At 52.8% G+C, this 21,573-nt stretch carries 16 protein-coding genes; 15 read left to right on the forward strand and 1 reads right to left on the reverse strand.

Annotation, left to right across the window (positions count from 1 at the left end; genetic code table 11):
- Positions 1-75 precede the first annotated feature (75 nt).
- The 4 genes from HQN87_RS02490 to HQN87_RS02505 all read left to right on the forward strand — a co-directional run bounded on the left by HQN87_RS02490 (position 76) and on the right by HQN87_RS02505 (position 3,405).
- Entirely contained in the window at positions 76-660 is a 585-nt protein-coding gene (locus tag HQN87_RS02490) for a TetR/AcrR family transcriptional regulator (RefSeq protein WP_173127166.1), read from the forward strand.
- Positions 661-677: 17 nt separating this feature from the next.
- Entirely contained in the window at positions 678-1,112 is a 435-nt protein-coding gene (locus HQN87_RS02495; protein ID WP_173127169.1) for a GNAT family N-acetyltransferase, read from the forward strand.
- Positions 1,113-1,203: 91 nt separating this feature from the next.
- Positions 1,204-1,716 carry a peptide-methionine (S)-S-oxide reductase MsrA gene (msrA, locus tag HQN87_RS02500; RefSeq protein WP_173127172.1) on the forward strand — a complete coding sequence of 171 codons (513 nt, stop codon included), beginning with the start codon at positions 1,204-1,206 and terminating at the stop codon, positions 1,714-1,716.
- Between the two features lie 336 nt (positions 1,717-2,052).
- Positions 2,053-3,405 carry a glycoside hydrolase family 64 protein gene (locus tag HQN87_RS02505; RefSeq protein WP_436836452.1) on the forward strand — a complete coding sequence of 451 codons (1,353 nt, stop codon included), beginning with the start codon at positions 2,053-2,055 and terminating at the stop codon, positions 3,403-3,405.
- On the opposite strand, the gene HQN87_RS02510 is transcribed toward HQN87_RS02505, so the two are convergent.
- Positions 3,386-4,441 (reverse strand): hypothetical protein, encoded by a 1,056-nt coding sequence (locus HQN87_RS02510; protein ID WP_173127178.1) that lies wholly within the window; start codon positions 4,439-4,441, stop codon positions 3,386-3,388. The two genes, HQN87_RS02505 and HQN87_RS02510, sit on opposite strands and share 20 nt — an antisense overlap.
- A gap of 73 nt (positions 4,442-4,514) precedes the next feature.
- Here HQN87_RS02510 and HQN87_RS02515 point away from each other — a divergent pair, with 73 nt between their 5' ends.
- The 11 genes from HQN87_RS02515 (at position 4,515) to HQN87_RS02565 (ending at position 21,562) form a co-directional block, all read left to right on the forward strand.
- Positions 4,515-5,234, forward strand: a complete 720-nt coding sequence (locus tag HQN87_RS02515; protein WP_254075320.1) for an HAD family hydrolase — start codon at positions 4,515-4,517, stop codon at positions 5,232-5,234.
- 441 nt (positions 5,235-5,675) lie between these two features.
- Complete coding sequence (thrS, locus tag HQN87_RS02520; RefSeq protein ID WP_173127181.1) at positions 5,676-7,589, forward strand: threonine--tRNA ligase; 1,914 nt, start codon at positions 5,676-5,678, stop codon at positions 7,587-7,589.
- A 60-nt stretch (positions 7,590-7,649) separates the two neighbouring features.
- Entirely contained in the window at positions 7,650-8,246 is a 597-nt protein-coding gene (locus HQN87_RS02525; protein WP_254075321.1) for a GNAT family N-acetyltransferase, read from the forward strand.
- A gap of 265 nt (positions 8,247-8,511) precedes the next feature.
- Complete coding sequence (locus HQN87_RS02530) at positions 8,512-10,017, forward strand: hypothetical protein (protein ID WP_173127184.1); 1,506 nt, start codon at positions 8,512-8,514, stop codon at positions 10,015-10,017.
- Between the two features lie 13 nt (positions 10,018-10,030).
- The gene (locus tag HQN87_RS02535; protein WP_173127187.1) at positions 10,031-10,789 is read left to right on the forward strand and encodes a DUF6063 family protein; all 759 of its coding nucleotides are present in this window, start codon (positions 10,031-10,033) and stop codon (positions 10,787-10,789) included.
- Positions 10,776-15,266, forward strand: coding sequence for a coiled-coil domain-containing protein (locus HQN87_RS02540; protein ID WP_173127190.1), 4,491 nt, complete (start codon positions 10,776-10,778; stop codon positions 15,264-15,266). Before HQN87_RS02535 ends, HQN87_RS02540 begins: the two co-directional genes overlap by 14 nt.
- A 39-nt stretch (positions 15,267-15,305) precedes the next feature.
- The gene (gene pgoN, locus HQN87_RS02545) at positions 15,306-16,136 is read left to right on the forward strand and encodes a glyoxal/methylglyoxal reductase (protein WP_173127193.1); all 831 of its coding nucleotides are present in this window, start codon (positions 15,306-15,308) and stop codon (positions 16,134-16,136) included.
- 128 nt (positions 16,137-16,264) lie between these two features.
- Entirely contained in the window at positions 16,265-17,755 is a 1,491-nt protein-coding gene (locus HQN87_RS02550; RefSeq protein WP_173127196.1) for a TPM domain-containing protein, read from the forward strand.
- 386 nt (positions 17,756-18,141) lie between these two features.
- Positions 18,142-18,651: a GNAT family N-acetyltransferase gene (locus HQN87_RS02555; RefSeq protein WP_173127199.1), complete on the forward strand. Its 510-nt coding sequence runs from the start codon at positions 18,142-18,144 to the stop codon at positions 18,649-18,651.
- A gap of 759 nt (positions 18,652-19,410) precedes the next feature.
- Entirely contained in the window at positions 19,411-20,535 is a 1,125-nt protein-coding gene (locus HQN87_RS02560; protein ID WP_173127202.1) for a phosphodiester glycosidase family protein, read from the forward strand.
- Positions 20,536-20,629: 94 nt separating this feature from the next.
- Complete coding sequence (locus HQN87_RS02565; protein WP_173127205.1) at positions 20,630-21,562, forward strand: LysR family transcriptional regulator; 933 nt, start codon at positions 20,630-20,632, stop codon at positions 21,560-21,562.
- Positions 21,563-21,573 lie beyond the last annotated feature (11 nt).

Consider the following 21,573-nt stretch of genomic DNA (forward strand, 5'->3'; position numbering starts at 1 on the left):
CTGAGAGGCAAGCATTGACAGAGGGTGAAGCTATATGTGATAATTGCCTGACGATCGTCAGGGAGGGTGTGAGAAATGACTGCTAACGCGATTCTGGGGGCTGCCTGTTCACAATTCGCCGAGAAGGGCTTTGAAGGAGCTTCGCTGGCCGGTATTGCCCGGGCGGTAGGGATTAAGAAGCAATCCATCGCTACCTATTTTGCCAAAAAAGAGGATTTGTTCCTAGCTGCGTTTCACGAAATGGCCCGGCATTATTATGAATTCCTAGAGCGGTTGTACACTGAATTCAGGGATATACCTGTGGAGATAAGACTACGCGAGATCGTGTACAAGAATTATTATTACAGGATGGAGCAGCCGGTGCTGACGGCCTTTTACAAAATGGCGGTGCAGTTCCCCCCGCCGTTCTTCCGTGACGTACTGGGAGAGCAGATTGCCTTAATGGAGCAGCAGTCTGCCGGATTGTACCGGAGTATTTTTGAAGAGGGTATGCGGGCCGGAGTGATCAGGCAGCAGCAGGCGGACAGTCTGCTCTCGGCTTATTATTGCTTGCTGGACGGGATAGCGATGCAGATGTTTTTTTATTCACAGGAGAAATTTGAACAGCGGCTAGGGGATATCTGGGGAATCTTCTGGGCGGGTATTAAGCAGCCGGAATAAGGAGAGGGAGAGAACAAATGCGGATAGAATATGTTAAGGATGATGCGGGTTTGCAGAAGGCGTTCAGCATCAGGCGGGAAGTGTTCGTGGAGGAGCAGGGGGTTCCCTTGGCCGATGAATTCGATCAATACGAGACACTGGCGGAGCATATCCTGCTGTTCCAGGAGGATGCGGATTCGCCGGTAGGGACCGCCAGGCTAAGAGCTGTAGACGGATGGGCCAAGCTGGAACGGATCTGTCTGCTGGCCCCGTACCGCAAGAGCGGATTAGGCTCGGTAATCATCGGCACACTGGAGAAGATGGCCGCTGAACGGGGTCTCCGCCAAGCCAAGCTCCATGGGCAGAAGCAGGCCGAAGGCTTTTATCAGAAGCTGGGTTATGAGACTGCCTCTTCTGTCTTCATGGAAGATGGAATTCCACATGTGCTGATGGTCAAAGACTTGCAGGCCTAACGGCTCCAATTGACTTTATAAACATTTGGCTTTATCTTCAATAGTGTTCATTAAGATCAGCAGACGCGAGACAGGGAGAGGGAGTAAGACAATGGAACAGGCAATGTTCGCCGGAGGCTGCTTCTGGTGCATGGTAACACCGTTTGAAGAGCTTCCCGGGATTCACGGTATTGTATCAGGATACGCCGGAGGAACGATAGAGAACCCCACCTATGAACAGGTGAAGACAGGAACGACGGGTCACTACGAGGTGGTGCAGATCACTTACGATCCGGAGCTATTCCCATATGAGCGGCTGCTGGAGCTGTTCTGGCCGCAGATTGATCCGACCGATGACGGCGGACAGTTCCAGGACCGTGGAACACAGTACCGCACAGCAGTATTCTATTATAATGAACAGCAGCGGCTGGCTGCGCTGGCTTCCCGGGAGCAGGTGGCGGTTAGCGGCAGATTTGAGCTTCCGGTGGTGACGGAGATTCTGCCTGCGTCTCATTTTTATCCGGCCGAGGACTATCATCAGGACTATCACAAGAAGAACCCGAAGCATTATAAAGAGGACCGTGAGCAGTCCGGGCGGGATACCTTTATTTCGCAGCACTGGTAGAAGCGATTGCGGAATATGGAACGAAGAAAAGCCTATAACCACCTGATGTCTGGGGATTATGGGCTTTTTGTTATTTTCGCAGCATAAAACCAAAATATGGGAACCTAAATCCGAAATTCCAAGCCTACTAAATGGAGAAAAGCGCTACTATAATGATAGTTGTAAACGCATACATTAATAGGCAATTCTGGCTCTTATCCGGAGGAAAGGAGGGAAGGTCTCAGAGAGGCAGCTACTGAATACTGAACGGCCGTTAGCTTCCTGTGGTTCAAGGTAATAATTACAGCAGTACCACTATAATTCAGGAGGAATATGATGATGCCCAAAAAATGGCGTATGTCCATGCTTGTGTTCGTGCTTCTGCTCTCCTGCCTGCCCATGTTTGGCTCCAAGGCTGCCGCCGCCGATTATACCCAAGGGGTAGAACTGTCGGGCACTACAGCGACGATCTGGTTCAAATCTTCAGTGAGTACCAGTTGGACCGATGTGCATTATAAAGTCAACTCCGGGACACAGCTCAATTACCGCATGACCTATAACAGCAGCAAAGCCCGTTATGAGCAGGCGGTAACCGGCGTTGCAAGCAGCACAGCGCTTAGCTATTTCTTCACCTACAACAACGGAACCCCGGCCTATGATACCGGATGGTTCACCTATACTGCGGGAACAGCGCCGACTGCATCACCTACTACACCGCCTTCCGGTTCTTCCGGCTCGATCTATTCCATTGCCGCCTCTTCAATTCCAACCCCGCCGAGTGGAGCCGTGTCCGTCAAGGTCATGAACGGAACGGGCGGAGCCTACCCCGACAACCAGATATATTGGGGTGTGATCGGGATCAATCCGGTCAATGGCAAATGGAGTTATCTGGATCTCAGCGGCAATCTGGTACCCATCTCCAATGCGCTTAATAATGCCTCCGGCCATCTGACCAAGAACGGGGTTAACTATGCCAACATCTATCACACAATCAACCAGGCTTCCTGGGTCACTCTGCCCAAAATCACCTCCGGCCGCATGTTCCTTAGTGTAGGCACGCCGCTGTACATCAAGACTTATGATGACGGCTTTGCCGGGCCGGATATTGATAACCCGACCGATCCTAACCGTAATCTCTATTTCGACTTCGTTGAATTCACCGTGGATGCTACAGGCTATCACGGCAATACGACCCGCGTAGATGCCTTCGGCTTCCCGATTCAGCACCGGCTGGTCGGCCTGTCGGGCGGCTATGATAAGACCGTAGGCGAGCTGGAATCAGAGACACGCGCCGGAATTTTCAGCAAATACCAGAATGAAGTACCTGCCGCTTTCAAATCACTGGGTACCGATCAGGCGCCTTACCGGATTATCGCTCCGGTCCATGGATCGTTTAGAGCCGGAGGGGCCAACGCGAATTACTTCGCAGGTTATTCCAGCTACAGCACCCAGGATATTCTGCGCAATGACGGTTCGCTAATTGATGCCGCTACTTCCGCAGCGATCAACCGCCATGTCTACACCACTAGTAACTGGAACAACGTAGCGAACTATTACAATGCGGCTCCCGCCAACTTTTATGCAAAATTCTGGCATGACCACAGCATCAGTGGCTTAGCCTACGGCTTCCCGTATGACGATGTTAACGGCCAGGCAGCCTATCTGGAAGTCGGTGATCCCAAAGGCCTGATTATCCGCGTGGCCTGGTAAGCATGGAGCCGATGGCTTCAAGTAACGCAGCTTCCTCAATTAACAGCAAATGAGGGATATCGTGTAGAGAGCCGGTCCTGAATATAAGCAGGCTGCCGACTCTCTCACACGATTGAAGCTGGGAATACAGAGAAGGATCATCATCCAGCGAAGGGAAAACCACACTCGCAGGCACAGGCTCATATCCGGCAAAAGCCCATTCACCGATTCGTTCCATCGTTTCAGGATCAAACCAAAAGAACCGCTCATTCGTATTTTGCGTGATGACTTGACCGTTCTGAAGATAGAGCATGCCATACCCCGGATAATTGTCTTCTTCCTCATACTCATCATCGTACTCCCCATCGTTAAGGCCCTGTTCCTGTAGCAGCTCCAAGGCTGGATAGGAGAAACAGGCATACACCTGCGCATCATTCTCCAAGGTGAACAGCTGACTGCCGTCAGGATGCCAAGCGGGTGAGAGATAACATCTATGCGGGAACATCTCCCGGCTGCATAACCCGTCCTGCTGAATAGACAATTCATACACGGATATACCATCCTGACCGGCCGCAAGCTCCAGCGTTACAGCATCCGACCCGGGGATATCCATCAGCCGCAGGGCGCTGTCACCGAAGGGATCTTGCAAGTCTAGGGAATGTGCCAACGTTCCGTCCCCGCTATGAAACACCGAAATCCGCAGATTTTCTTCATCCAGCCTATCTACAGACCAGATTAGACCCCCATCACGCGAGAAAAGAACACATACATACGCCCCGGCTTTGCTCCACAGCAAGCGGCCTGTAAAGTCCCCTGCGCCCATTGCCGCATCCTCCATGATGAAAGCCGCCAGCTCCTGATCTGGATGGAACGAAAGGGAGTCCAGGTTAAGCGGTTGCAAGTTATAGACCTGTCCGGCTTCATGGGGCGTTAAGTCCGTATCCAGGCGGTACACTTTGTATTCCTTGTCATATACAACAACTTGAGGTCCGGTATTGTTCCTTGCGGCGTAGTGATAGTCGCCTATGAGTATTTTGGCGGGATTAAGCAGTATCATCTTATTCCTCCTGCTCCTTGAATTGCCCTGAATTATAGCATCCTGAGGATGGAAAATAAACAGGAAGAAAGGTATGATAGATAGCAATTGCACAAGAGGGGAGCATCAGGGAGAGATGAAGGACAGCTTGAAGCATATCTTATTTGATCTGGACGGCACACTGACCGATCCCAAGGAAGGCATTACCAAAAGCGTGGAGTATGCGCTTAACCAATTCAGCATCGAGGTGGAGCATCCTGACCTGCTGATTCCGTACATAGGCCCGCCGCTATATGATTCTTTTATCGAAATTCAGGGCTTCACGGCGGAGGCGGCGGCACAGGCGGTGGAGTTCTACCGGGAGCGTTACCGGACGTTGGGGATGTTCGAGAATCATGTCATTCCAGGCATTCCAGAGCTGCTGGAGAGCTTGCGAGCCAAGGGGTTCGAGCTGTATGTGGCGACCTCCAAGCCTATTGTATTCGCTGAGCAGATTCTCCGGCATTATGAGCTGGACGGGTTCTTCAAGTATGCGGCAGGCAGCAATCTGGATGGTACACGTTCGAAGAAGCGCGAGGTGATTGAGCATGTGCTGGAGGAGAATAATCTTCTTGCTTCGCAGTCGCTGATGATCGGGGACCGGGAGCATGACATTATCGGGGCAAAAGCCTGCGGTGTAGCTTCAGTGGGCGTGTTGTTCGGCTATGGTTCCGGGGAGGAATTATCGGCGGCCGGAGCGGATTATATTGCACCTGCGGTGAGTAGTGTGGAGGATATTATCCTGCGGATACAGAGGAATGAGCTGAACGGATAAGAGCGGTCAATTAGGAAGCGGCTTTCAAGTTTTTTTCTGCGCGGTATTGACTTTTGACGAAGGCCGCGCGTATTATGTAACCAGCAACACTAAACCTAAGGCAATGACCAGAGACAGGATATCCCGTGAGGACTGACCAGAGAGAGAAGTGCAAGGTGCGAGCTTCTTACAGAGACCGGCCGGATGTTACCCCTCTATAGCCGTGGCACTGAACCCTCCTGCTGTTAGCGAGGCTGTAAATGTCACCGCCCCATCCCCGTTAACGGATGCCATGAGGATTGTACTGATCACGTTTCCGCCGAACAGCCGGAGGTGAAGTGACGTATAATCGAATTAGGGTGGAACCACGAGTTTAAGACGCACTCGTCCCTTTCCGGGATGAGATGCGTTTTTTTGTGTTCACATATACTAATATAAACTCAAGAAATGGAGGCCATAATCATGGAGATTCAAGTGCAACTGCCGGATGGAGCAAATAGGAGGTATTCGCGTAACACCACGATTGCGCAGATTGCGGAGTCGATTAGCGTAAGTCTGAGGAAGAATGCAGTAGCCGGCAAAATCGATGGCAGACTCGTTGACCTTGATTGCCCGGTGGAAGGGGACAGCCTCGTTGAAATTGTATTGGCAGACAGCAGCGACGGGCTGATGATTCACAGACACAGTACAGCCCATGTGATGGCCCAGGCGATCAAACGGATCTATGGAGAACGGAACGTGAAGCTGGGCATTGGTCCGGTGATCGAGGACGGCTTCTATTACGATATAGATATTGCCCAGCCTCTGTCCAGCGAGGATCTTGCTGCAATTGAGCGGGAGATGGGGAAGATCATCAAGGAGAACCTGCCGATCCGGCGCAGGGTGGTCAGCCGGGAGGAAGCGGTGCAGTTCTTTGAACAGCTGAAAGAGCCGCTGAAGCTGGAGCTGATCCGGGATCTGCCGGAGGACGCAGTAATCAGCCTGTATGAGCAAGGCGAATTCACGGACCTGTGCCGGGGGCCGCATCTGCCCTCCACTGGCCGGATTAAGGCGTTCAAGCTGCTTAGTGTAGCGGGTGCCTACTGGCGCGGGGATGCTGACAATCAGGTGCTTCAGCGGATATACGGCACGGCTTTTCTGAGTGCAGCCCTACTTGAGGAGCATCTGCACCTGTTGGAGGAAGCGAAGAAACGGGATCACCGCAAGCTGGGCAAGGAGCTGGAATTGTTCATGTTCTCCGAGGAAGCGCCCGGGATGCCGTTCTACCTGGCCAAAGGGATGCTAATCCGCACAGCGCTGGAGGATTTCTCCCGCAAGCTGCAGCGTGCCGACGGGTATGAAGAGGTCCGCTCACCACTGATGATGAACCGCCGTCTGTGGGAGCAATCCGGACATTGGGATCATTACAAGGATGAGATGTATTTCACGAAGGTGGATGAGACAGATTTTGCACTGAAGCCGATGAACTGTCCGGGACACATGCTGATCTACAAGAACAGCCGCCGTTCCTACCGGGATCTGCCGATCCGCATTGCGGAATACGGCCAGGTTCACCGCCATGAATCCTCCGGCGCGCTGAACGGGATGATGCGGGTCCGTACCTTTTGCCAGGATGATGCCCATTTGTTCGTGCTGCCGGAGCAGATTGAATCCGAGATCTCGCGGGTGCTGGAGCTGATCGATCAGTTCTATTCCATCTTCGGATTCGAGTACAAGGTCGAGCTGTCTACACGCCCGGAGGACTATATGGGGTCCGAAGAGCTATGGGATCAGGCAGAGGAGTCGCTTGCGCGGGTGCTGAAGAAGAATGGAATACAGTACCGGGTGAATGCGGGAGATGGCGCTTTTTACGGACCGAAGATAGATTTCCATGTCCTCGATGCCCTGAAGCGGAGCTGGCAATGCGGTACGATTCAACTGGATTTCCAGATGCCCGAGAAGTTCGACCTGACTTACATTGGCGAAGATAACAACAAGCATCGTCCGGTTGTCATCCATCGTGCGGTGTTCGGCTCCATTGACCGGTTCATGGGTATTCTAACAGAGCACTATAGCGGAGCGTTCCCGCTGTGGCTGTCTCCGGTGCAGGTCAAGCTGCTGCCAGTCTCTGTGGTTCATGACGAGTATGCCGAGCAGGTCAGAAGACAGCTGGCGACAGCCGGACTGCGGGTGGAGGTAGATTCCCGGAATGAGAAGCTGGGCTACAGAATCCGTGAAGCTCAGCTGGAGAAAATCCCTTATATGCTGGTGCTGGGAGATCAGGAGCAGAATGACGGAACAATCTCGGTACGAAGCCGTGCGGATAACACTTTATTCACACTGAACGCCCAGGAGTTCATTCAGCAACTGACAGCTAAGATTGAGGGCTGGGAATAAATCGCTTCATATATAATAGGTGAAAAGTATACTAGATAAAAAGATATAGGGGGAAGTCAGTTGACAGCAATAGAAGCAGGCCCGCTTGCAGGCAACGTAATCCGGCTTGTACCTTTGACGGAGGAGCATAAGCCTGAGCTTAAGATGCTACTGCACAATCCGCTGATCTGGGAGTACACCTGGAGACGGATCAGCTCAGAGGAAGAGGCAGGACAACTGGTGGAGGCGGCCCTGGCGAATCAGGCCGCAGGCAAGGATATTCCTCATGTGATGGTGGAGCAGGCATCCGGCCGGATCGTAGGGACTACGCGGTTGATGCATCTGGACTGTAGGCATCGTAATGCAGAGATCGGCTGCACCTGGATCTCACCGGAATATTGGAGAACTGCGGTGAATACGGAGTCGAAGCTGCTTTTGCTGCAATATGCCTTCGAGGTGCTGGGGCTGATCCGGGTGGACTTCTCCATTGTCAGTGACAATCTGCGCTCGCAGCGGGCCATTGAGCGGATTGGAGCGGCCTTGGAGGGCGTCCTGCGCAAGCATCGGATCACTGCTGACGGTACTGTTATGGACAATGTGCTGTACAGTATTATTGATGAGGAATGGCCTGCGGTGAAGAAGAATCTGCAATATCTAGTGAATGAGAAATACAAATAGCGGTATGCTGTAAATTCGTGCCTTAACATAGAGGGGGCCCTGCGCGGGCTCCTCTATTTATTTTGCAAATAGCCATATCTATGAAACATTGATATAATAGAATGACATGAGAATAGAAACATACATTCCCATTTCCTCGGGGTCCTGAGCATTAACAAACCGTCTATATTTGTATGTTCTGGCCCAACCTTCACCCTGCGGTGCGGATTTGGGTTTATGTTATGTTGTAGGGAAATTACGAAGTGATGGCGAGGTTGGCAAGAGCATGAACTGGAATGATTTTGGAGCACGGAACAGGCGGCTGAATCCCTTGTGGAGTCTGGGTGCAGGCATGAATCTCGGTGAGCTTCAGCCGTATAAGGAAATGATTGCGCTCAGTGTGCTGCTGCAGGTCTATTATCTGGAGCTGGAATCGAGTGAACAGCGAACGAGGGAGGATCTGGTGGAGCTGGCCTGGAACTCGCTTGAACGCTTCGGGATCACGAAGCATGGCAGCCCGGAATCGGTGGAGCGGCTGGTGGACGGACTGCTATGGAGCGGCGGCGGCGGGGATTTCGAGGCGTATTATTATGAGGATCTTTCCCGGGAGATCGCCGTACAGAAATACAAGTATTTCACCGTGGATGAGGACGCTACACGTACCAGCTGGGAGGAGAACGGGACCACCGTATACCGGCTGTCCGAGTATGCGATGGAGCTGATCTTCATGAGCCATGAGATCATTGACGAGTTCCAGGTCAGCATCAAGCTGCTGGAGATTCAGATGCATATCAAGCATGGACGGGTAACCCGGGCGATGCAGGATGTGAATGAGCTGATCTCCCGTGTGCGCAAAATGACCCAGCAGCAGCAGGAGTACCGCAATGCCCTGCGCCGTAATCCGAAGCATATCTTCAGCGAATACGGCACCCAGCGGCATGAGCGGCTGGAGGAGATTCACCAGCAGTTTGACGAGGAACGCAAGCATTTCGACAACATACACCGCTCGCTGGCCCGGCTGGCGAATGACGAGAAGGATGTCATCGACTTCAACGAGCTTCGGCAGCTCTCCGAGAGAGTAGAGCTGTCCCGGAGAGTGCATGACGAGCTTGCCGGGGTTGTGCTGAGTATCTTCGAGACGGAGACGAATCTGCGGCTCAACTTCCCGGAAATCTTCTGGGGGGCGGCCGGCTTCAACTTCCGTACCCATGTGTGGGAGGAATGGGTCAAGCCGGAAGGGCTGCCGGACGGGGACAGCCTGGAGACCTTGATCAGCGGGCTGTTCTCGCCCAGCCAGGACTTCATCTATCCGCTGGCCTGGGCCTGGGAAGAGCAGGAGGTCGGCTTCCTGCTGGAGGAAGGGACGGATGATCCCGAGGAAGCCGGGGAGGAAGAAGACTACCGGTATGTTCCCAGGGGTATCCCGTGGACCGAAGTATGCGAGCTGTGGCTGCCGGTCTTCACCGGTGTGGCTGAACAGGGGAGCTTTACCTTCACCGCAGAAGCATTCCCGGAGGATACCCGGCAGCGCTGGGCGGAAACTCCGAATGCAGTGGATCTGTGGGTGCAATTTTTCCATAGCGTAATTACTGTGCAGGAACAGGAAGCGGAAGGCCACGGCGCGGCGGACGAATGCCAGAAGCTGATTCAGCGGCTAATCGCAGACCACCCGGAGCTTGAGGTACTGCGCGGCGCCCGGCTGCGGACAACGATTGCTTCAGAACCGCAGGGGAATGTCTGCCTTCCCGGCCTTGAGATCAGCCCTTATACCATTACTATAGTAGAGAAGTGAGATGATTCGCTAAATGAGTTATTCGTTAGAGCAAGTACAGCAGGCCTCGCGCCTGTTCTTTGACCTGCTTCGCCGGAAGGTGATCTCACTGGATGATCCCGCTGCCGCCGAATGTCTGCAGGATACCGTAGCTTACGACGCCTTGCAATATGTAGCCAAAGAAGCCGGCTGCCGGATTATGAATTCCGGTCATCGCCTGCACCTGCTGGTGAGTCCGATCGGCTCCGGGTTTGCCAGCAACTTCACTCAGCTGCGCAATAAATATTCGCGGATTGAACGCAAGACGCATCTACATATCATTAATGTGATTATCCTCGTGTTCCTCGCGGAGATGGATCAGGATGAACAGCATTTCAAGCCGGGACAGGATAGCATGTCTTACATTCAGCTGTCTGATCAGGTGTCGGCGCTGTTCCAGACCTGGATCGGGATGGATGAAGACGGCAGCTTCAGCAAGCAGTGGCGGCTCGATATCCAGGCGATGCACAGAGTATGGACCAGCCTCTATATGCAGACCCGGAGCCAGGAGGAAGGCGATTCGCTGACCCGTGGAGCCGGTTCACGTATCGGCCTGATTCACGAAGGGATGAAGCTGCTGGAGGAGGAGCATCTGGTATTCATTTCGGAGAATGAGAAGCGGATTTTCCCCCGGGAAGAGCTGTATGAACGGATGCGTTATCTCTACCATGATGTGGACCGCTACAAAGAGCTGAAGGCTCTGATTGGCCGGACACGCAGCGAACAGGAGGAGGAAGCCCATGCCGCGCATTGAGCGAATCCGCATCGCCGGACTGAAGTATGAGAAGATGCTGAAGAAATATGAGGATATGATCCTCGATCTCTGTAATGAGGAAGGTCCGGCCAATACCCTGATCACGCTGATGAACGGCGGGGGGAAGGGTGTGCTGCTCCAGTCGATTTTCCAACTGCTGATGCCTAGGGCCGCCTGGGGCAAGGATAATGAGAACCAGGTCGAGGCTTTTTTCCATAATCATAAAAAACAGCTGAGGCCCTACACCTTCCACGTAGCCATCGAATGGCGTCTGGATGATAAGGAGCGGACGGAATACATTACCACCGGGATCGCGATGACTGCCCAGCATTCTATGGACCAGCTTGAGATCAAAGTGGATTATTTACTCTACGCGCTGCTGAAATACGAGGAGACGGCTGAGCTTACCCTATCTACACTGCCATTATATGATCATGAGTTGAACAGCCCTGCGAGCTTCGAGTCGATCCAGCAATTCGTCCGGGAACGGCGGAATGAGATCAACGTCTACGGCAGTCATAGCTCCGATCTGAAGAAATACTATGCCTACCTGGCTGACCATGATATCCATATTGATGAATGGCGCAATATGCGCAGAATCAACGGGGAAGAGGGCGGAATCAAAGGCTATTTCCAGAAAAATGACGCCTTCACCAATCATAATCTGTTCGAGCGGTTAATTATTCCGGAGATCGGCTCCAGCCTGAGCGGAACCATGCGTGAGGATGAAGGCTCGCTGCAGCGGATGTTTGTGGACACGGCTACGGTTGCTCAGCGGCTGCCCATGCTGGAGCAGAGAGAGCGGGCTTTTGCGGAGTTCACTTCCCTCGCGGCGCCTCTCTATGAAGCGGTGAAGCAGGGAACGGAAGTAGAGCGCAGCTTCCAGGAGACCGAGCGGCTAGGATCGCAGCTATCCACCGTGATCCATAGCGAGCTGAAGCAGGCGGAAGACAAACGCCGCCAAACTGCGGATGAACTGGCCGGATATTATCAGGAAGCGAAGCAACTGAAATTCGAGAGCGATAATCTGAAATATCTGCGGCTTAAGGAAGAGCATGACAGCAAGCAGGAGCACTTCAGAGCGGTATCAGACAATCAGACACGGGCTAAGCAGCGTCTGGAAGATTCTAAGCTTAAGGAGAAAGAGCTTGAAGTTGCCCATTATCTGGCCAGACGCAAGGTACAGCTCCGCCAGATGGAGCAGTGGCAGAAAGAAATTGAGGCTATTGAAGGCTCGCTTGAGATGAAGGAGCGCCAGGAGGTTATTCAGGGTGCCAAGCAAGAGCTGCGGGTGCAATGGGATCGAGTATACGGTTTATGGCAGGCGAAGAACCTGTTCTACAGCAGCCGGCAGCAATCCCAGGCAGCGGAAGAGAAGATCCTGCGCAAAGGCAGGGAAGAGTTCCTGGTGGAGCTGGGTAGGCTTGAGGGCAAAATTCAGGAATTAACCGCCCTGATCCGTCAATATACAGAAGATCTGGGCGTGTTCGCTTCCCGCCACGGGCAGGAGGCTGCCCATTCACCGGCAGCGGCTCTTCAGCGCACGTTAATGGCTGCCAGAAGCCTGTCTGAGAACATTGCTGCCTTGAACGAGCAGCGCAAATCGGCTGAAGAGCAGAAGCTTATTCTGCATACGAAGCATACCCGGCTGTCAGAGAAGCTGCTGGGGGCTGAGGCCCAGGCTGAGGAGCTTACCGGGCGGATGGAAGCTCAGATGAACAAGGAATCACAGCTCTGGTCACAGCTGGTAGTGCTGCTGGAGATGTATGAGGAGCACCAGCTGCTTGGCGCGACAGCGCTGTTTGAAGCCAAGCCGCTTATTCAGGAGCGGTTCATCCGCAGACTGGAGGATGCCGAGCAGCAGACGAAGCGGCTCCGACGGGAATATTATCATCAGCTGCTGGACGTAGAGCTCCAGCAGGAAGCCTACTGGCTGCCTAACCATGATATTGTGACGGTGAAGGATGCCTTGGATGCCCTGAAGATCAGCTCCATGACCGGCAGCATGTATCTGAACGATCAGCCGTATCTGGTCCGTGAGGAGGAGCTAGAGCGGCATCCGCTGCTTCCTTACGGCCTGATTGTAACCAAACGTGAAGCAGCCAAGCTGCAGCCGGAGCTGCTTAAGGAGCTTTTGCTCCAATCGCCTGTCCCGATCTTCGTGCGTGAGGAGATGGCGGAGGCCGGAACAGGCTCCTTCCTGCTGCTGGCGCATCAGGGACCGCAGATGGTGCTCCAGCCGGAGCGCTTCCTGGACTGGAAGCGGGGGATTGCCTCCAGGCTCCGGGAGCAGGAGGAAGCACTTCAGGCGGAGGAAGCCTATCTCGCCAAGCTGAAGTCAGCCAGACAGGAGGTTGAACGCCTGTATCAGGGCGAACATACCGTAAGCCTGCGGGTGCAGCAGAAGTCCGTAGAGACCCTGCTGCAAGAGCCTCGTACCCAGCTGAATGAAATGAATGCAGAGCAGGCACGCTATGAGGAGATCCTGGCTGGGATTTCCAGAGACCTGGCAGCCTGTGAAGCGGAGAAGCTGGAGCAGGAGACGAAGGCGGCGGCGCTGCGGGAGTGGAGTGAGCGGAGCCGGAAGCAGGAGCAGGATTATCAGGACAAACAGAAGTCCGTAGAGCTGAAGAATAACCTGATCCGAGAGATTGCTGTGAAGGATCAGCAGCTTGAACAGCTCCAAGCGGAGATGGGCAGCCTGGCCTTGCAGCGGGAGAGATGGACCGGAGATGCCCGCTATTCTTTATTCCCAAGGCTGCAGAACTGGTTCCCTGATATTGAGTTCCCAACTGTCCCTGCAAGTGCGGTTGTACAAGACCCGGCAGCGGATGAAGTGCTGGATGAGACAGCACAGGACAAGCTTCTGCAACTGCTCAGTACGGTTGAGAGTCTTCAGCAGTCCCTAAGCCAGAATGAGCTGGAGATTCGGACGCGGACAGCCCAGATCAAGGCGGCCAGAGAGCAGCTCGGCGAACTTGAAGCCGCGGTATCCCAGGTCGATGCCGGATGGCAATCCGCACCTGAGCCGAAGGATTCGCCGGATATGATCCAGTCCGCCAGAACCCGCCAGAAGAGTGATACGGGAATACTGGATGAGGATTACCAGCAGCTCCGCGATTCCTTCATCCGCTGCCAGACCGAGCTTGACAGCCTCCGCAAAGAGCTGGGCAAATCCGAGAAAGCGATTAAGGAGAAGCATGAGCGGACGGCTGAGCTGTGGCATGAGCCGCTGGATCAGAAGGAAGAAGAAGTCGGCTTGCGGGTCCGCGCCAACGAACATCTGCTGAATACCTCTAAGCAGGCGCTGGCTTCCATGGATCAGTGGCTGCAAGTTCTCGGCAATCAGAGCAAAATTATGGATACCCATGTCGAGACCCGTGTACAGCTGCGGGATGTGCCTGAAGAACTGCAACTGAATCTAAGGGAGAATTGCGAGCCGCTTGTCGAGGATTGGCTGCAGCGCAGCAAAACCAGCCGCAGCCAGCGTGCGGAAATCTCGCGCAAGATCAAGGAAGAGAAGACCGCGCTTAGCGGCAGGGTAGCCAAGTCCGGCTGGAATGCCGAGCTTGCGGCCAAAATCGAAGACCGCCTGAACCACGTTCACTGGGAGGACTTCACCATTGCGCTTCAGGTGCTGGATTCTATGCTTCAGAGCTCGCGTGATCAGATTGAGAGTATCCGCAGCGACAAAGAGGATATGGAGTTGTCCCGCAAGCTGTGGGTAGGCCGCGCAGCCAAGCGGGTAGTGCAGATCGTTGATATTCTTAAGCGGATGGAACGCCGGATGATTATTCATAACGAGAACGGACATGCCTTCCCGCTGGTCCGGCTGAATTATAAGAATATCCATGTGCCGAGAACGACAGATGACATTCAGCCGCTGGTCAGTGAATATTTCAACCGCTGCATCAGCAGCCTGCTGGAGAAGTTCCCGAAGATTGAGCAGGTTCCGGCTTCAGCAGTCAGAGAGCTGATCAACGATGGGCGCATGGTCTATGCCGCATTGCAGAACCGCTTTCCGGTGCTACAGGTATACAAGCCGGTTACGGAGAATTACTTCCTGTATGCCGCTCCTGAGGATTATCATTATTCCGATTGGGAGGTCATTAACCGGGGAGCGCTGGATGAGGCTGTCGGCAGCGGCGGGCAACGCCAGTCGGTTCAGCTGCTGGTGGCGATGATGATTATGACCCACAAGCGTGTCAACCGGGAGAATAAGGGCTGGACGGTCTTCCTGTATGATAATCCGTTCGGTGAGATGGTCTCCAATAACGTGCTTGATCCGGTGTTCGAGATCTCGAAGGCGCTGAAGTTCCAGTGGCTGATCGTCACGCCGCCGGAGCTGGTCAAGAATGATGTCAGCATCCGCTTCGGCGTGTACTGGCAGCTGTATTTTGGCGGAGATAAAGGGGATGCACTGGATTCCACTCTGATCAAAGGCGGCCGCAAGCTGGTCCCTGCTTCACTATTCTAGGTAACTCTACAAATCATATAGATAGGTGGGTGTTTGTAAATGATGAATCTACAATCAACAACAACATTAGCTAACGGTGTTCAGATGCCATGGTTTGGTCTGGGTGTCTTCAAGGTACAAGAGGGCCAGGAGGTTATGGATTCGGTCAAAGCAGCCATCAAGGCCGGTTACCGGAGTATTGATACTGCATCCGTGTACGGAAATGAAGAAGGCGTCGGGCAGGCCATCCGTGAATCGCGTGTAGCCCGTGAGGAGCTGTTCATCACCACCAAGGTATGGAATACGCAGCAGGGGTATGATTCTACGCTGGCGGCATTTGACCAGAGCTTAAGCAAGCTTGGCTTAGATTATGTAGACCTGTATTTGGTGCACTGGCCAATTCGGGCAAAGTATAAAGACACTTGGCGCGCCCTTGAGAAGCTGTATGCAGACGGCAAAGTCCGTGCCATCGGGGTCTCCAACTTCCAGATTGATCATCTGGAGGATCTCCTGGCAGATGCCACAGTGAAGCCGATGGTTAACCAGGTGGAGCTGCATCCGCTGCTTAACCAGCTGGAGCTCCGCGAGTATTGCCGGGCTGAGGGCATTCAGATTGAAGCTTGGGCACCGCTCGCCCAGGGCCATCTGCTGGACAATGAAGTGCTTGCCGACATTGCCGCCCACCATAACAAAACGCTGCCGCAGGTCATCCTGCGCTGGGATTTGCAGAACGGAATTGTGACCATTCCGAAGTCGGTCAAGGAAGAGCGGATTATTGCAAACGCCGATATCTTTGATTTTGAGCTGTCTGAGGATGACATCAGCCGGATTAATGCCCTGAACCGCGATCAGCGCTTCGGCTCTCATCCGGACCGGTTCAATAACGAGTAACCACCGGCAGGCTCTTTTGAATATTTACTAGATTCGGACATACACATAAGAGAGATGGAACTATTAGTCCATCCTGTGCGTAACCGATATAGTAATAGAAGAGATAAGAGAAGCCGGAGGGGTAATGAATGAATCGTAAAAGTATACAAGCAGCGCTGATCGCCATGCTGATGATTGTGCTTCTACTGCCGCTGGCACCCGGGCGGGCGGAGGCCGCTGTTCCGAAACATTCAGAATCATTCTATGTGAATGACTTTGCAGGCGTAATTGATGAGAAAACCGAGAATTATATGGTTAACTACGGGGTGAAGCTTCATCAGAAGACCGGTGCACAGGTTGTTCTGGTTACTGTGAAGTCCACGAACGGCGTATCCATGGAAGACTATGCGACCTCGCTGTTCAATTCATGGGGAGTCGGCTCGGTGGATAAGAATACTGGACTTCTGCTGCTGCTCTCGATTCAGGATGATGATTACTGGGCGGTTCCCGGCAAGGGACTGGAGACTGAGCTGAACAGTGGTGTAATTTCGAAGATTCTCTCGGCATCGCTGGAGCCGGACTTCGCTGCCAAGAAGTATAGCGCCGGTGCACATACAACCTATGGCTCCTTCATTCAGAAGCTCGGCGGAAGCTACTCGGAAACGCTTGGCACCCGAAGCTATGTCTCGGACAATGCCGGAGTTCTCCCGCAAGTCACCAAGGATTATCTGAATCAGTCTAGCAACCGTTACGCGGCTACCACCGGGAGCGGAATCTATGTGGTGACTGTTAAGAATACTGGCGGCAAAAGCCTGCAGGATTACACCTATGCGAAGTTCGCCGGGGTTGCAGCCGGACCCAGAGATGTGATGCTGGTGCTCGATATCGGCGGGGATAACTATCATGTACTACAGGGCAAGTCGATCGACAGAGTGCTGACGAATGAACGGATCAGCGGGATTCTGGATACGGTGCTGGAGCCCAAGTTTGCGGCAAAAGATTATGCCAGTGGCGCTACCGGCGTGGCGAATGCCTTCCACAGCTTTTTCCTGGCCAGAGCAGATGCCATCCAGGGAAATGCCACCGGCGGTTCGAAACCAGCAGCAGTCACTTCCGCAGCCGGTAAATCACCAGTGACGACGAAGGCATACGTCAAGCCGGTGCCTGTCTCGGAATCCAAGGGGATCACGATTATGGGAATCTTCCTGATCCTCATAGCGCTGATCAGTCTGGCTGCGGCGGCGCGCAACCGGTACATTGCCCGTTACGGTATCCGGATTAATCCCCATAACCCGCGCAATATCCGGCGTTATGGCGCCTGGACCGGCCAGCCGGGGTATGGTTACGGCCAGAGAAGAACGAATCGGCGGCCGCACCATCACAGCCAATCTTCCTCAAGCGGCAGCTCGTCGGGCAGCTTCTGGGGAAGCAATTCGGGCGGGGGCGGTTCGTCAAGCGGAGGCGGAGCCGGGCGGTTTTCCTCCCGTGACGACGATGATGATGACAGCAATCATGGTGGCGGCGGTTCGTCGAGCGGAGGCGGGGCTGGACGCTACTCCTCGTATGATGACGATGATGATAACAATTCCGGCGGGGGCGGCAGCGCAAGCAGCGGTGGCGGTGTGGGCAGAAACCGCTAAGCCAAGGTTGTTAATAGCTGTACATCATCTATAGAGTGGGCAGTTAAGAGAAGCCGTGCAGAGATGCACGGTTTTTTTCAAATTCAACAAGGGTTTGAGCAATCAGCAGTGCATTGGGGGACGATGAGAAAGCCGGAGCTTAGGCAAGACTGTACAGCAAATACATGTATTTCGTACATCTAAAAGACGGCGAAAACCCGGATTGGTCAGGTTAAATGTAGTCCGTACAACTATAATTAGCCGTGAGATCTCTTTTATAGGATATGGGAGATTTTAGTTGCAGGAAATGCAATTAAACCTATAGTGGCGTAAGAATTGACCGTTTTAATTGCACGGAATACAATTAGAACTTAGTCCCAGTACCTGGAAAGGAATGAATGATACGTATGAGCCTGGCTATAATTATTCGCCGAATGAAGTCAGAAGATATTGCATTGATATATGACGGGTTGTCTCCGCATGATGTCAGCAAACCCATAGAGTATATTGAGCATTGCTGGCGGGAGAACGTTGAGAATAAAAGGCTTACGCTCTTAGCCTTCCATGACAATGATTTTGCGGGCTGGGGACATATCGTATATACCTCCCACTATCCTTATTTTGCAGAGAATCATATTCCAGAGATTCAGAATCTCGATGTGATCTCTACCTTACGCAAACGCGGCATTGGGAATGTATTGATAGAAGCTCTTGAAGCAGAAGTGTTCGCTAGATTCGATACGATCGGAATTGGATTTGGACTGTATGCCAGTTATGGTACTGCACAACGGCTATACGCCAAACGCGGCTACATCCCGGATGGCAGGGGAATTATGTATGATAACTTGCCCGTTGTTCCTGGAGATCAAGTTCGGGTAGATGATGAGCTGACGCTGTACTTAACAAAATCAAAATAGAGTGTAAATTGCCATTACTACATACAATGGGACCGGGAGCGCCGCATAAGCCAAATGTAATCGGAAAACCGAACACAATTGGATTGGGAGCGCTGCGCAGGCCAAATGTAATCGAATAACCGAACACAATTGAACTGGGAGCGCCGCGTAGGCCGAATGTAATCGGAAAACCGATCACAATTAGACCGGGAGCGCCACGTAGGCAGAATGTAATCGAATAACCGAACACAATTGGACTGGGAGCGCTGCGTAGGCCGTGCGTTTATCGCAGTGCCAGACGTATTTTCACAGAAAAACCGAATACAATGGGCAGACGCGAGGCACCAGGGCCGGATGCAGCCCAAAGGGAGCAAATGTGGGGCAGTAGTGCCCCTCTATTCGATGCCTCAGATGTAGGTGGATGGGTAAAGGGGGAGCCAGTACATGTTGTCTGGACCGCATAAGTCCTTACTTCATCCACCGGCAGGCGATTATGTCTGATCAACAACTAATCAAGTGGAATATCTTCATAGGGCAAGTACCTGTTAGGTTGGCTTTATGCAAATACCCGTACGTTATTGGACCAGCGATACTGAAACTGGATGATTCTTGAGGTGTATTCCAGTAGCGGAGCTACGCCCAGCGTAATAATCCTCAACTTACAAATTATGGGCAGTGTTAAACAAACTGAAACTTTTAAACTTGGGAATTCGTCTATTATGGAAGTTGTGAGTTGATAGATGTACCCATTATCAGTTTGTTTAGGGAGGATATTCAGAAGTGAACTCTTCATCATTACCACAACGTTCCACTGTACGCAACAAGAAGAAGCCGGCACGTAAGCGGAAGAAAAGAGGGTTTTTCCGTAACCTGTTCAGAGTCTGTATGATCTGCTTCATTCTTATGATTGCAGCCGGAGGCTGGCTCTATTTCGCACCGTCTGCCAAGAATACGCGCTATCTGATCGCAGATACGCTGATTACGACACAACACCGGCACTGGGCCAAATATATTATCGGCGAAGACGAGCTGAAGCACCGCGTCAGCGATTATACCAAACGCTTCGAGGAGATGGGCGACGAGGTAGATACCCATGAGATCAAGCCTGAGCCTGAAAAGGTAGTCCAAGAAACACCGCTTGTCCAGATTGAAGAGGTGACGGGCAGCGGGTATACCGGATATGTCATGATTGTGAACGACCCCAAAAAGGTGCGGCTGGGGGTGCCGAGCAAGATCGGTTCAGGGGAGAAGGTATCCAGTATGGTGGCGCGGACAGGTGCAATCGCCGGAGTGAACGGCGGCGGCTTCGCCGACCCGAACTGGAAGGGCAATGGCTTCAAGCCGATCGGCCTGGTCGTTTCCCAAGGGAAGCTGTACTATAACGGCCTGGGCGGCAAGAAATCCACGCAAATCGTAGGCCTGGACAAAGAAGGCAAAATGATCGCCGGAAACTACACCCTGGATGAGATGAGCAAGCTGGGGGTTCAGGAGGCGGTTTCTTTTCAGCCGCGGATTATAGTGAACGGAAAAGGCCAGATCAAGAATGCTGCTGAAGGCTGGGGTATCGCTCCAAGAACGGCTATGGGTCAACGGGCAGATGGTGCCCTGATCTTCGTGGTGATCGACGGGCGGCAGCCGGGCTACAGTATCGGGGCGAACCTATATGATGTCCAGCAGATTATGCTGAAGCAGGGTGCGGTGATTGCCGCCAATCTGGACGGAGGATCTTCGACGGTGCTGGTGAAGGACAATGAGATTGTCAACAAGCCCTCTTCGCAGTATGGGGAGCGTTATTTGCCAACAGCCTTCCTGGTGTTCGAGGACCCCGGGAAGGCGGATATCAAGAATATCTGGGAAGGGCTTGACCCGTCCAAGATTGATGCAGGCAAAAAGCGCAGCCAATAACAGGTGTTAACCCGCACGCATAATCTATAGTAGATCGAATGCGGCAGGTATGCTAGGATAACAAGTAAATTCCTTGATCAGAGGAGGAACAGGTTTGACTTTGCAGCAGCTCCGCTACGCCATTGAGATTGCGAACAGCGGCTCTATGAATGAAGCGGCCAAACGGCTATTTGTGTCGCAGCCCAGCCTCTCAAATGCTATCAAGGAGCTGGAGAATGAGCTTGGCATCACCATCTTTGAACGCAATAACCGGGGCATCAGCATCTCGGCGGAAGGCATGGAGTTCCTGGGCTACGCCCGGCAGATTATTGAGCAGACAGAATTCATGGAGAACCGCTATACCGGTAAGAAGCGAAGCCCGATTTACTTTTCGGTATCTACGCAGCATTATGCGTTTGTTACGGATGCTTTTGTGAAGCTGATGAAGGAGAGTAAGGTGCAGGAATATAATTTCAGCCTGAGAGAGACGCAGACCTATGAGATTATTGAGGATGTGCGTACCCTGCGCAGCGATATCGGCATTCTGTATATTAACGAGAGCAATTATAAGATCATGAATAAGCTGTTCAGTGACGGGAACCTGAAGTTCACGCCGCTGTTCAATACGAATCCTCATGTATATGTGAGGGCTGGACATGTATTGGCCGCAAAAGAGAGAATCACGATGGACGATATTCTTCCGTACCCGTATATTACCTTTGAACAGGGGGATAACAATTCGCTGCATTTCTCGGAGGAGATGCTTAGCTTCACGCAGATTGAGAAGAATATTAAGGTCACAGACCGGGCCACGCTGACTCATCTGCTGCTTGGAAGCGATTCGTATACGGTGGGGACCGGGATTATGGCCTCTGAGGTAGATGATGCAGGGCTGATCACGATTCCTTTTGACAGCAAGGAAGTGTTCTCTGTCGGCTGGATTGCCCACAAGGACCGCAAACCGAGCGAGATCATGTCTACATATATTGATACTCTGAATGATCTGGTGTCGGGTAATTATTTCGAGCTTGAATCTTTCTTACTATAAGAGCAGGAGGG

It is taken from the genome of Paenibacillus tritici (genome assembly GCF_013204885.1).
Classification (GTDB): domain Bacteria; phylum Bacillota; class Bacilli; order Paenibacillales; family Paenibacillaceae; genus Paenibacillus_AQ; species Paenibacillus_AQ tritici.

Bases quoted from the DNA above. Each gene is read 5' to 3' on its own strand.
- HQN87_RS02495 (WP_173127169.1), top strand. From the start codon at position 678: ATGCGGATAGAATATGTTAAGGATGATGCGGGTTTGCAGAAGGCGTTC.
- HQN87_RS02550 (WP_173127196.1), top strand. From the start codon at position 16,265: ATGAATCGTAAAAGTATACAAGCAGCGCTGATCGCCATGCTGATGATT.
- pgoN (WP_173127193.1), top strand. From the start codon at position 15,306: ATGATGAATCTACAATCAACAACAACATTAGCTAACGGTGTTCAGATG.
- thrS (WP_173127181.1), top strand. From the start codon at position 5,676: ATGGAGATTCAAGTGCAACTGCCGGATGGAGCAAATAGGAGGTATTCG.
- HQN87_RS02535 (WP_173127187.1), top strand. From the start codon at position 10,031: ATGAGTTATTCGTTAGAGCAAGTACAGCAGGCCTCGCGCCTGTTCTTT.
- HQN87_RS02510 (WP_173127178.1), bottom strand. From the start codon at position 4,441: ATGATACTGCTTAATCCCGCCAAAATACTCATAGGCGACTATCACTAC.
- msrA (WP_173127172.1), top strand. From the start codon at position 1,204: ATGGAACAGGCAATGTTCGCCGGAGGCTGCTTCTGGTGCATGGTAACA.
- HQN87_RS02490 (WP_173127166.1), top strand. From the start codon at position 76: ATGACTGCTAACGCGATTCTGGGGGCTGCCTGTTCACAATTCGCCGAG.
- HQN87_RS02530 (WP_173127184.1), top strand. From the start codon at position 8,512: ATGAACTGGAATGATTTTGGAGCACGGAACAGGCGGCTGAATCCCTTG.
- HQN87_RS02540 (WP_173127190.1), top strand. From the start codon at position 10,776: ATGCCGCGCATTGAGCGAATCCGCATCGCCGGACTGAAGTATGAGAAG.
- HQN87_RS02515 (WP_254075320.1), top strand. From the start codon at position 4,515: ATGATAGATAGCAATTGCACAAGAGGGGAGCATCAGGGAGAGATGAAG.
- HQN87_RS02555 (WP_173127199.1), top strand. From the start codon at position 18,142: ATGAGCCTGGCTATAATTATTCGCCGAATGAAGTCAGAAGATATTGCA.
- HQN87_RS02505 (WP_436836452.1), top strand. From the start codon at position 2,053: ATGTCCATGCTTGTGTTCGTGCTTCTGCTCTCCTGCCTGCCCATGTTT.